This window comes from Rhodococcus sp. ACPA1, assembly GCF_002300195.1.
Classification (GTDB): domain Bacteria; phylum Actinomycetota; class Actinomycetes; order Mycobacteriales; family Mycobacteriaceae; genus Rhodococcus_F; species Rhodococcus_F opacus.
On the sequence record NZ_NSDX01000012.1, the window covers coordinates 305,768 to 316,557 of the forward strand.

At 69.4% G+C, this 10,790-nt stretch carries 13 protein-coding genes; 6 read left to right on the forward strand and 7 right to left on the reverse strand.

Annotation, left to right across the window (positions count from 1 at the left end; all coding sequences use genetic code 11):
- Nucleotides 1-28: 28 nt before the first annotated feature.
- From CJ177_RS40505 to CJ177_RS40525, 5 genes are all read left to right on the forward strand, one after another.
- Nucleotides 29-955: an LLM class flavin-dependent oxidoreductase gene (locus tag CJ177_RS40505; RefSeq protein ID WP_095870350.1), complete on the forward strand. Its 927-nt coding sequence runs from the start codon at nucleotides 29-31 to the stop codon at nucleotides 953-955.
- Between the two features lie 146 nt (nucleotides 956-1,101).
- Complete coding sequence (locus CJ177_RS40510) at nucleotides 1,102-2,118, forward strand: methionine ABC transporter ATP-binding protein (protein WP_095870351.1); 1,017 nt, start codon at nucleotides 1,102-1,104, stop codon at nucleotides 2,116-2,118.
- Entirely contained in the window at nucleotides 2,115-2,807 is a 693-nt protein-coding gene (locus tag CJ177_RS40515) for a methionine ABC transporter permease (protein WP_061044416.1), read from the forward strand. The genes CJ177_RS40510 and CJ177_RS40515 overlap by 4 nt, the downstream gene beginning before the upstream one ends.
- Before the next feature lie 38 nt (nucleotides 2,808-2,845).
- Nucleotides 2,846-3,772: a MetQ/NlpA family ABC transporter substrate-binding protein gene (locus tag CJ177_RS40520; protein ID WP_011594674.1), complete on the forward strand. Its 927-nt coding sequence runs from the start codon at nucleotides 2,846-2,848 to the stop codon at nucleotides 3,770-3,772.
- The gene (locus CJ177_RS40525; protein WP_095870352.1) at nucleotides 3,772-5,046 is read left to right on the forward strand and encodes an NtaA/DmoA family FMN-dependent monooxygenase; all 1,275 of its coding nucleotides are present in this window, start codon (nucleotides 3,772-3,774) and stop codon (nucleotides 5,044-5,046) included. Before CJ177_RS40520 ends, CJ177_RS40525 begins: the two co-directional genes overlap by 1 nt.
- A gap of 10 nt (nucleotides 5,047-5,056) precedes the next feature.
- Here CJ177_RS40525 and CJ177_RS40530 read toward each other — a convergent pair whose 3' ends face one another.
- On the reverse strand, nucleotides 5,057-5,497 hold the full coding sequence (locus CJ177_RS40530; protein WP_095870353.1) for a helix-turn-helix domain-containing protein: 441 nt from the start codon (nucleotides 5,495-5,497) through the stop codon (nucleotides 5,057-5,059).
- Between the two features lie 113 nt (nucleotides 5,498-5,610).
- Between CJ177_RS40530 and CJ177_RS40535 the strand changes: the two genes are divergently transcribed.
- A complete protein-coding gene (locus CJ177_RS40535; protein WP_005252492.1) occupies nucleotides 5,611-6,519 on the forward strand; it encodes an NADP-dependent oxidoreductase in 909 nt (302 codons plus the stop codon).
- A 58-nt stretch (nucleotides 6,520-6,577) separates the two neighbouring features.
- Here the strand turns inward: CJ177_RS40535 and CJ177_RS40540 are convergent, their stop codons facing one another.
- The 6 genes from CJ177_RS40540 to CJ177_RS40565 all read right to left on the reverse strand — a co-directional run bounded on the left by CJ177_RS40540 (nucleotide 6,578) and on the right by CJ177_RS40565 (nucleotide 10,729).
- On the reverse strand, nucleotides 6,578-7,315 hold the full coding sequence (locus CJ177_RS40540; protein WP_095870354.1) for a DUF899 family protein: 738 nt from the start codon (nucleotides 7,313-7,315) through the stop codon (nucleotides 6,578-6,580).
- 92 nt (nucleotides 7,316-7,407) lie between these two features.
- Complete coding sequence (locus CJ177_RS40545; RefSeq protein ID WP_095870355.1) at nucleotides 7,408-8,622, reverse strand: RNA polymerase sigma factor; 1,215 nt, start codon at nucleotides 8,620-8,622, stop codon at nucleotides 7,408-7,410.
- Complete coding sequence (locus CJ177_RS40550) at nucleotides 8,619-8,954, reverse strand: YciI family protein (protein WP_061044410.1); 336 nt, start codon at nucleotides 8,952-8,954, stop codon at nucleotides 8,619-8,621. Before CJ177_RS40550 ends, CJ177_RS40545 begins: the two co-directional genes overlap by 4 nt.
- 46 nt (nucleotides 8,955-9,000) lie before the next feature.
- Nucleotides 9,001-9,711 (reverse strand): GNAT family N-acetyltransferase, encoded by a 711-nt coding sequence (locus CJ177_RS40555; RefSeq protein ID WP_025433057.1) that lies wholly within the window; start codon nucleotides 9,709-9,711, stop codon nucleotides 9,001-9,003.
- Nucleotides 9,712-9,722: 11 nt separating this feature from the next.
- Nucleotides 9,723-10,223 (reverse strand): flavin reductase family protein, encoded by a 501-nt coding sequence (locus tag CJ177_RS40560; protein WP_005252482.1) that lies wholly within the window; start codon nucleotides 10,221-10,223, stop codon nucleotides 9,723-9,725.
- Entirely contained in the window at nucleotides 10,220-10,729 is a 510-nt protein-coding gene (locus CJ177_RS40565; RefSeq protein ID WP_025433058.1) for an NADPH-dependent FMN reductase, read from the reverse strand. The genes CJ177_RS40560 and CJ177_RS40565 overlap by 4 nt, the downstream gene beginning before the upstream one ends.
- Nucleotides 10,730-10,790: the final 61 nt, after the last annotated feature.

The following is a 10,790-nucleotide window of genomic DNA, read 5'->3' on the forward strand; positions in this document are numbered from 1 at the left end:
CCCTCGAACCGACGACGGGAGACCTCCGATGAGCGTGATCCAGCGCAGCAGGACCTTCTACGGCCTCGCACTCGGTGAGCATCTGCTCGTCGACGCCATTCGCCGCGGCCGGGTCGACGAACTCGCCGCATTCGTCACCCGCACGGGCGCGGACTTCGTCCTGCTCGGCGTCGAGCGGGTATCGCGGACCGCTCCCCGGCCCACCGCCGCCCTGTCGCCCAGCGTGTCCGCCGCAGCCCTGATCGCCGCCACCGACGACGTCGGTGTGTTCGTCACCGCGGTCCCCCACCTCGACCACCCGTACAACCTGGCTCGCCGGCTCGCATCGCTCGATCACACCAGCCGCGGCCGGGTCGGCTGGCTCACCGGTGTGGAAGACCGATCGGCGCCGGGCAACCTGGCCTCGGCGGGGGTCTGGATCGATGCCGGGCCCAGTCCCGCAGCCACGACCGATGCGATCCACGCCTCCCGCACGCTGTGGGAGAGCTGGCCGGCCGACACGATCCGTGGGCGCCCGCACGACGTGCGTTTCGCGGACTCCGACCGGATCGTCTACGCCGACCACCGCGGGGTCTTCGACATCGCCGGCCCCCTCAACGTCCCCACCCCGCCCCAGCAGAAGATTCCCGTCGCGTGGTGGGCGCAGGACGGCGACGACATCGTCTCCGCCGCCGAGGTTTCCGACATCGTCGTGCTGGACGGCAGCCGGGTCGACCGTCACGGGCCGGCTGTGCGTGAGCGCGCATTGCTCTTCGTCGCCGACGATCCCGGCGCCACCGACGTGGACGGTCACATCGCGACCGTCACCGACCTCGACGCCGGCTTCGCCGCGTGGACGAGGCCGACTCGGCCCCGCGGGTACCGGCAGCGGTCACTCCGGGCGACGCTGCGGCTGCCCGAGCCGGCGCAGGCGCCGGCCCACCGCCGTCCGGTCTATCCGGGCGCGCAGAACTGACAGTCCTTCTGATCAAGTCGATTCTTAGGCATGACTTTCCGTGTACCCACGCCTATCGTTTCGGGAATCCACCGGCCCGTCCACGGGCCGGGATTTCCGTCCCGACGGCCGACCGAGGTGCCGTCATCCGACACAGGTGGTTCAGCATGATCGAAGTCCGTTCCGTCACGAAACGATTCGGGAAGAGATCCCGGTCCGTCGAAGTGCTCCACGACATCGACTTCTCCGTCGGCACCGGCCAGATCGCGGCGGTGATCGGACAGAGCGGTGCGGGCAAGACCACGCTGTCGCGCATCATCAGCCTGCTGGAGCGTCCGTCCGAGGGTCGCATTCTGCTCGACGGCGTCGACGTCTCGGGACTGTCCGAACGCCGGCTCCGGGATCAGCGTCGCGCGATCGGCACGATCTTCCAGGCGTCGAGCCTCCTCGCCCGTCGCACGGCGGCGGAGAATGTGGCCCTGCCACTCGAATTCGCCGGTGTGGGCCGGACCGAGCGGCGGGCACGCGTGGAGGAACTGCTCGAGCGGGTGGGTCTGTCCGACAAGGCCGACCTCTACCCCCGCCAACTGTCCGGCGGGCAGCGGCAACGCGTGGGGATTGCCCGGTCGCTGGCACTCGCGCCCAGGGTCCTGGTGTCGGACGAGGCGACGTCCGGGCTCGATCCGAGTACGACGCGATCCATCCTCGCGTTGCTGCGTGAACTGCGCGACGACCTCGGGCTGACGATCGTGCTGATCACCCACGAAATGGATGTCGTCCGGCAGGTCGCGGACGTCGTCACCGTCCTCGACGCGGGGCGGGTGGTGGAATCGGGCCCGGTGATCGAACTCCTCCGGGATCCCCGGTCCGAACTCGGCGTCGGCCTCCTCCCCGACCGTTCCCACATCACCGCGGAGGACCGGGACGTGCTCTGGCACGTCACCTACGGCTCCGACACCGTTCCCACCAACTGGATCGAACTTCTCGGCAAGGCCACCGGCCGGTCGATCGGGGTGCTGTCCGGGACCGTGGAATCGGTCGGCGGACGCCCGGCGGGGCGGGTCACCATCTCGGTGGCCGGTGAGCATCCGTCCGTCGGCGAACTGCTGTCGTCGTGGGGCCTGCACGGAACCCGGGTCGACGACGTGGTATCCGGGCGTACCACCGAGGAGGCCGCGGCATGAGCGCCCCGGGCACTGTCGTTCTCGCCATCTCGACTCCGGTCGAGGAACTTCCCGAGCTGTTCCTCCCCGCCCTGCAGCAGACCGTGCAGATGGTCGGGATCACGGTGATCCTGGCCATCCTGCTGGGCACTCCGCTGGCGGTCATCCTGCACAACACCGCTCCCCGCGGGCTGTTCCCCAACCCGGCGGTGAACGCGGTGGCGGGCTGGGTGGTCAACCTCGGCCGATCACTTCCCTTCCTGGTGCTGATGGCCGCCATCATTCCGTTCACCCGGTTCATTGTCGGCACGTCGCTCGGGGTGCAGGCCGCGGCGGTTCCGATGACGCTGGCCGCGACACCGTACGTCGCGCGTCTGATCGAGAATTCGCTGCGGGACGTTCCCCCCGAAGTGGTGGAAGTGGGCCGGGCCTCGGCCGGGTCGAACTTTCAGATCATCCGCAAAGTGCAACTCCACGAAGCGGTCCCGACGATCATCGGCGCCCTGACCATCGCGCTGATCGGCATCCTCGACATGTCGGCGATCGCGGGAGCGGTGGGCGCAGGCGGCATCGGCAACCTCGCCATCGCCTACGGCTACAACCGATTCGACAACACCGTGATGATCACGACGGTCATCGCGCTCGTGGTACTGGTCCAGGTCATCCAGCTCGTCGGCGACCTGGCCGCCCGTCTCACCAACCGGCGCTGAGCCTTCCTTCACATTCACCCAGATCAGAGGACACACCCATGACGACTCGACCCCGCTCGGTGACGCGCGCCCGTGCTGTGGCGGCAGGCGGACTGACGGCCACCCTGCTTCTCCTCCTCACCGCGTGCGGCGCGGCCGGGGGCAACGACCGAACCGAGGGTGACGGCCCGCAGACCACGTTCAAGATCGGATACACCGCCGGATCGATCCTGGACGAGAAGCTCGCCAAGGAAGTCGCGAAACTCGCCCCCGACCACGGCATCACCGTCGAACCCGTGCAGATCGAGGATTCGAAGCTCAAGAATCTCGCTGTCTCCCAGGGCGACATCGATGCCAACCACAGCCAGCATCAGGAGTGGATGCGCGTGCAGAACGAGGACGGCAACCTCGGACTGTATGCGGCCGGAGACTGGTATGTCCTCAAGTTCTCGGGCTATTCCGAGAAGTACGGCAAGCTCGAGGATCTCCCGAAGGGCGCGAAGGTCGCGATCCCCGATGACCCGTCGAATCAGGCGCAGGCACTGCAGACCCTGCAGGACCTCGGTCAGCTGACCCTGAAGGACGGTGTCGACCCGTCGCGCGTGACCATCCGCGACGTGAAGGACAACCCGAAGTCGTTCGAGTTCACCGAGGCCGCGCTGGCGCAGTTGCCGCGCACGCTCCCCGACGTCGACCTGGCACTGGGCTGGCGTTCCAACTTCGACCTCGCCGACGTCCCCGACGACAAGATCGTCTTCAACGCCCCCGCCTACGAGTTGTACTGGATCGAGGTCGTCATCAACGAGAAGAACAAGGACAACCCCGACTTCGCGCCGCTGCTCGACACCTACCACGACCCGCGGATCGGCCAGCTCATCGACAGCGACCCGTTCTTCTCCCGGGTGGCGCAGAGCATCGAATCGGCACGGGCCACCGACCGGAGCCAGACCAACGTCGACGGCGCGGCCGCGAAGCCGGCCGGCTGATGCCCGCGCAACGAGAGGTCATCCTCAACGTCAACGTGCTGGACGTGGGTTTCCACCCGTCCGCGTGGCGCGCTCCCGACCTGCACCCGACGTCGTTCATCGACCCGGACTATTACACCGAGGTCGCGAAGATCGCCGAGCGCGGCACCCTCGACGCGCTGTTCCTCGCGGACGGTCCTGCGCTCCGCGAGGATCCCGCCGTCAAGCCGACGCGGGCCCTGGAGCCGACCACCGTGCTCGGGGTGGTGGCGAGCGCCACCGAGCACCTCGGCCTGATCGGCACGGCGTCGACGACGTTCAACGATCCGTTCGACCTGGCGGACCGGTTCCTTTCCCTCGACGTCGTGTCCGGCGGACGGGTGGCGTGGAATGTGGTGACCACGTTCCACGCCGGGACCGCCCACAACTTCGGTCTCTCCCGGATTCCCGACCGCGAGTCGCGGTACCGCCGGGCCACGGAGTTCGTGGACGTCGTGACGGCGCTGTGGGAATCGGCGACCACCCGGGTCCCGGTGCACCACGACGGGGAGTACTTCCACGTTCACGGCGTACTGCCCGTGCCGCCGTCGCCGCAGGGCCACCCCCTGCTCGTGCAGGCCGGCGGGTCCCCGCAGGGCCGCGCACTGGCAGGACGCAGCGCCGACGCGGTGTTCTCGGCGGAGCTCACGCTCGACGCCGGGCAGCAGCACTACCGGGAAGTGAAGGATGTCGCCCGCGCAGCCGGTCGGGATCCCCGGGCGGTGAAGATCCTTCCCGGGCTCGTCACGGTGGTGGGTAGCACCGAGGCCGAGGCGATCGCCCGGTACGAGGACTGGGAATCCAAGGACGCCGACGGTTTCTCCGCCGAACGGCTCGGCGGCATGCTCGGCGTCGACCTGAGCTCGCTCGACCCGGACCGGCCGATCCCGGAGGACGTGCTCCTCGCCCCGGTCGATCCGTCGTTCTCCGGCTCGCTCGGGTTCCGGGAGGCCGTCGTGCGGCTGGCGCTCGAGAGCCGGTACTCGGTGTCCGAACTGCTTCGCAAGGCCGGCGGCTTCGGTCACCGGCTCGTCGTCGGCTCCCCCGAACAGATCGCCGGCACCATCGAGGAATGGTTCGTGGCGGGCGCGGCGGACGGCTTCAACCTGATGCCGGACGGATTCCCCTCCGGGCTCACCGATTTCGTCGATCACGTCGTTCCGATCCTCCGCGCGAAGGGGATCTTCCGGCACGAGTACGCCGAATCCACCCTCCGCGAACGCTTCGCGGGTGCTCCGCTCCCCGTGAGTGGTTAGGTTCAGCGCGCTAGCCGACGCGGGTGTCGTACGTGTTTCTGTTGGCGAGCACCTCGTCCATGTGCGCCTCCGCCCACGCCTTGATCCCGCGGATGACGGAGTGGAGCGAGAGTCCGAGGTCGGTCAGCTCGTAGGTGACCGTGACAGGCACGGTCGGGGTCACGGTGCGGGTGAGCAGGCCGTCGCGTTCGAGGGAGCGCAGCGTCTGGGTGAGCATCTTCTGGCTGACTCCGGCCAGCCGGCGAGACAGCTCCGAGTAGCGCATCCGCCGCGGCTCGCCGACGCAGTCTCCGCCTGGGTGCGGTCCGTCGATGCCCAGCGCGGCCAGGACCAGCGTCACCCACTTGTCGGAGATCCGGTCGAGGAGCTGGCGGCTGGGGCAGGTCGCCAGGAACGCCTCGTACTCCACCTTCGCCTGCGCCCGCTCCTGGGCCGCCGTCGTCGTCGGCATCGACCGCTCCTTCCCGTGCGGTGACCTACGCACTCTGAAGTGCGTACTTCCCATTGGAGAGTAACCCCTCCATCGTGGAGGTGCAGCACAAGTTCCGGTCCAGAGGAGGCAACATGTCCACCACCTTCCGCACCGCAATCGTCCGCACCCCGGGCGGTCCCGACTCCATCGAGATCATCGACGTACCCGTCGTCGAGCCCGGGCCGGGCCAGGTCCGGGTCGAGATCGCCGGGGCCGCGGTCAACCCCGTCGACCTGGCGCTCGCCGCCGGGGTGTTCCACCGGCTCGGGCTGATCGACCAGCCCGACCACACCGGCCTCGGCTGGGACTTCGCCGGCACCGTCACCGCGGTCGGTCCGGACGTCGACCTCCCGGTCGGCAGCCGCGTCGCAGGGCTGGTCGCCGGGTTCGACCGCGACTTCGGCACCTACGCCGAGCAGCTGATCGTCCCGGCGAGCGACACCGCGCTCGTACCAGACGGCCTCGACCTGGCCACCGCAGCCACGGTCCCGCTGAACGGCCTGGCTGCAGCCCAGCTGGTCGACCTGCTCGGCGACGGTGGCGGCCGGAGCCTGCTGGTGACCGGGGCCGCTGGAGCGGTCGGGGCGTACGTCGTGACGCTCGCCCAGGACCGCGACTGGCGGGTCACCGGACTGGCCCGCGCCGACGACGAGAAATTCGTGCGCGGCCTCGGCGCCGACTTCACCACAGAGTCTGCGCGCGCCTGGGACGCGGTAGCCGACGGTGCCGCACTCCAGGAACAGGGCCTCACGCTGGTTCGTGACGGAGGCCTCTTCGTCGGCGTGCAGCCGGGCGCGGCGCCGGCAGAGGAACGCGGCGTCACCGTCCGCGTTCTGGTGGCGCGGCCCGACGGTGCCCGGCTGGCCCAGCTCCTCGACTCCACCGCGAGCGGCCACCTGCCGGCGCGGGTGCACGCCGTCGTACCGCTCGACCAGGTCGCCGCCGCTCACCGCGCGGTCGCGCAGGGCGGCGTACGCGGGAAGTACGTCCTTCAGCCCTGATGTCCGCCAACCAGGCGACACCGTCCGGGAGTCCTGCTTTCCATCGGTGGTGGCCGTGTCAGTGCTCGGCGTGGCCGAGGTCGTCGGATCGTCCGGCGCCCAGGCGGGACCATTGCGCGGTGGGCCGTCCGTCGGTGCGCATGATTTCCCTCGTGCCGGGCTCCCAATGCTGGGGCCAACCGCTCGGCGAGTCCTCCCATGTTTCCTGACGGCCGTACGCGGTCATGTCGAGCAACCCGTACGTCGGAGCCATCGGTTCCAGACCACGGCCGCTGGTCCAGAACGTCTCGAACACCCTGCCGTCCTGTCGCAGATAACAGACCAGGGGCGCCGGGGACCGTGGGCGATCGCCGAGCAGCACATCCGCCGCATCCTGCGCGGAGTACCAGGGCACGTCCCAACCCATGAAGTCGCGGTAGCGGACGCTCACGTCGTACGGTCCCTGGCACAGCGTGGCGTACGTGACGTCGCGCGAGTGCAGGTACGACAGCTCGCGCACCTGGCCGTTGAAGAACGTGCAGCCCTCACATTGTTCGGCCGCGGGGTGGCCGGCGTGCCACATGTGGAAGTACGCGATCAACTGGCTGCGGCCCTCGAACACGTCCAGCAGCGGGACCGGCCCGTGCGGGCCGACCATGGTGATGGCGGGGTCGACCTCGGCCATCGGCAGTCGCCGTCGGGCCGCAGCGATCGCGTCGCCTTCGTGGGTGTGCGCCTTCTCCCGGACCCGCAGTGCATCCAGTTCGTCCTGGTAGGACGCGCGGTCGACGACGGACGGGGTTGTTTCTGTGTTCACAACACTTTCCCTTCATCTTGGTGGCTTTCAACTCACCGACGAAGGATGCCGCCCGAGATCGACAACAACCGCACAATGATCTCGAGATTTCTTCAGAGCTCGCGGAGGCGGCTGCTCAGGTAGCGGCGTTCCGCCTCGGTCGGGGCCAGTTGCAAGGCCTGCTCGTACGCCGCCCTGGCCTCGGCGGCACGGCCGTCCCGGCGGAGCAGATCGGCTCGGGTCGCAGGCAGCAGGTGGTAGCGGTCGAGCCGGCCCGATGCCGTGATCTCGTCGACCAGGGCGAGGCCGGCCGGAATGCCGTCGGCCATAGCGACGGCCACGGCGTGGTTGAGATCCACGACCGGGGACGGCGCCAGCCGCGCCAGCTCGGTGTACAGGGCCGCGATCTGCGGCCAGTCCGTGCTCGTCGCGTCGGGCGCGGTGACGTGGCAGGCGGCGATCGCCGCCTGCACCTGGTAACCACCGGTGCGCCCCATCGCCAGCGCCTGGTCGAGCGTTGCCACGCCTTCGGCGATCAGCGGCTGGTCCCACCGAGACCGGTCCTGGTTCTCCAGGGTGACCAACACTCCGCCGTCGGTGCGCGTCGCGCGCCGGGACTCGTGCAGCAGCATCAGCGCGAGGAGGCCGCGCGGCTCGGGTTCCTGGGGCATCAGGCGGATCAGGAGCCGGGCCAGGCGGATGGCCTCGGCCGTGAGGGCCCGCCCGTCCTCCTCGTCGTAGCCCTGATTGAAGATCAGGTAGAGCACCGCCAGGACGGCGGCCAGTCGCTGGGAGAGCAGCTCGACGGGCGGGACCCGGTAGGGAATCCCGGCCTCGTGGATCTTGCGCTTGGCGCGGACGAGGCGCTGCGCCATCGTGGACTCGGCGGTCAGGAAGGCCCGGGCGATCTCGGCGGTGCTCAGACCGGCCAACGTCCGCAGGGTGAGCGCGACCCGCGCCGGGAACGGCAGCGCCGGATGGCAACAGGTGAAGATCAGCCGCAGCCGCTCGTCGGGGATCTCGTCATGCGGCTCGTCCGGGTCGCGGGTCAGCACGGCGAGCTGGCGCAGCTTGCCCGCACCTGCCGCGTCGCGGCGTAGCCGGTCGATCGCGCGGTGGCGAGCCGTCGTGGTGAGCCAGGCTCCGGGGCGGCGCGGAACGCCGTCGCGCTGCCAGTTCGTCAACGCGGAGGCGAATGCGTCCTGCGCACAGTCCTCGGCAAGGTCCCATTCCCCCGTCAACCCGATGAGAGTCGCAACCACCTGCCCCCACTCGTCCCGGAACGCCGCATCGACCGCCGCACGGACTCGGTCATCGGGCGCAGTCATTCCCAGACAGGGCGGATTTCGACGCCGCCCCAACGCGCGTAGGGATGGCCGGCAGCGATCTCGATCGCCTCATCCAGGTTCGCGCACTCGACGATCACGAATCCGCCGACGAAGTCCTTGGTCTCGGCGAACGGCCCATCCGAGACCAGAGTCTCACCGTCGCGGACCCGGACCGTCGTGGCATCCACCACCGGTCGCAGCCGCTGGCCGACGAGCATCCCGCCGCGTCGTTGCAGATCCTCCCACCATGCCTGATGCACCGGATCCGCCGCGAGTTCCTCGTTCGTCGGCGATACCGACTCGTCGTCGCAGATCAGTAGCACGTACTTCATACCTGCGATTTTGCCCGACCGGGGTCACAACGGGCACCGGATCGGCCTACGCCGGCGTCCGGACGATGGTGAGCGCGGACTGCTGACGGAGCGTGAAGCCGAGGCTTTCGTACAGGCGGATCGCCGTCGTGTTCGACTGGGCGGCGTGCAGAAACGGTCTTTCCCCGCGAGCGCGAATACCTGCTCCCACGGCGCGCACGAGCCGGGCACCGAATCCGCGGCCCCGGAAACGCTCGTCGGTGCAGACCGCGCTGATCTCCGTCCACCCGGGCGGATGCAACCGCTCACCCGCCATGGCCACCAGTTCGCCGTCGACACGAAAACCGAGATACGTCCCCATCTCGACGGTTCGTGGAAGATACGGTCCGGGCCGGGTGCGGCCGATCAGGTCCAGGATCTCGGGGACATCCGCCGCGCCGAGCACCTCGGCGTCGGGGTCCGGTGCGACGTCCAGCGCGGTGCCGTCCATCTGCACCAGGCCGAACGAGTCCACGACCTCCCAGCCCTGCGGCGGGGTGTGCCCGAATCCGCGTAGCGCGGCCGTCGCCGACGGCCCGAGCAGTGCCACGAGATCCGCCCAGTCCTCGTCCCCCAGCGTCGCCGGGTGGCCCACATGCGGCGCGACGTCCGGGTGGTACCGCGCCACCCGGCCCGACCACCTGGCGAAATGCGCGTGCGTCCCGCGAAGGGATTCCCGGATGGCGTCGTCCAGGGGATGAACGTCCGTATCGGCCGGCGCCGTCAGTTCAGTGGTCATCTCACCCCGTGTCAGGAAGCGACGGTGCGCAACCAGCGGAACCGGCTGCGGTGGAACACGATCGGCTCGATCTCGGACTGCACCCTCAGCTCGTTGATCCGCAGGACCACGATCGCGTGATCCCCCGCAGGCACCTGCTGGGTGACGGTGGTGTCCAGCCACACCGACGCTCCGTCGATGAACAGCGCACCGCCGTCGGTGGTTTCGGTGTCGAGGCCCGCGAACCGGTCGCCGGTCTTCGCGGCCAGCACGCGGGCGGCCGCGTCGTGCGCCTCACCGAGCACGCTGATCCCGACGTGGGCGAGGCCCGCGAGTTTCGGCCACGTGGTGGACGTGTTCTGCACGCAGAACGCGACCAGCGGCGGCTCCAGCGACACGGGCACGAACGTGCTCGCCGCCATCCCGACTCGCTCACCGTCGACTTCGGCGCAGACGGCGACGACACCGCTCGGGAAATGTCCGAACGCCTCCCGGAGCGAAGTCTTGTCCAGGGTGCCGTCTGCCTGCGTCATGAGAGTTCCGTCCGGGTCCGGGCCGCCGCGGTGAGGATCGGACCCCACCGCTCGGCGTAGTCGGCGATGCGTGTGTCGGTCGTGTAAGTGGTGTCGATGAGGTAGAGGCCCGGCGCGGGGGCCGTCGCGCCGAGTTCGACGAGCACCGGCTTGAGCAGCAGGTCCGGCGCCATGGCGTGGGCGGGCCCGGCCCCGAGCATCAGCGGCACCACCACGACGTCCTTCAGGCCGTCGCCGGTCGCGAACTGGTCGAGGAACAGCTTCAGCACGCCCGTGTACGACGCCTTGAACGTCGGGCTGGCGATGACGGCGAGGTCCGACGACGCCACCGCCTCCACGGCCGCCGCGACCTTCTCGTCACCCCACCCGAGCAGACCCGCCCCGAGCTCGATCACGTCGACTGTGACATCCGCGTCGGCACCCGTCACCGCGGATGCCACCAGACCGGCCGCGTCCAGCGTCCGTGAACCGGGCTTGGGGTTGCCCGCCACTACCGTTACCTTCATTGCTTCATCACCTCTCGCATGCTTACCCCGCCACCCTAGAGCACTCGGTGGTTCCGGTCGA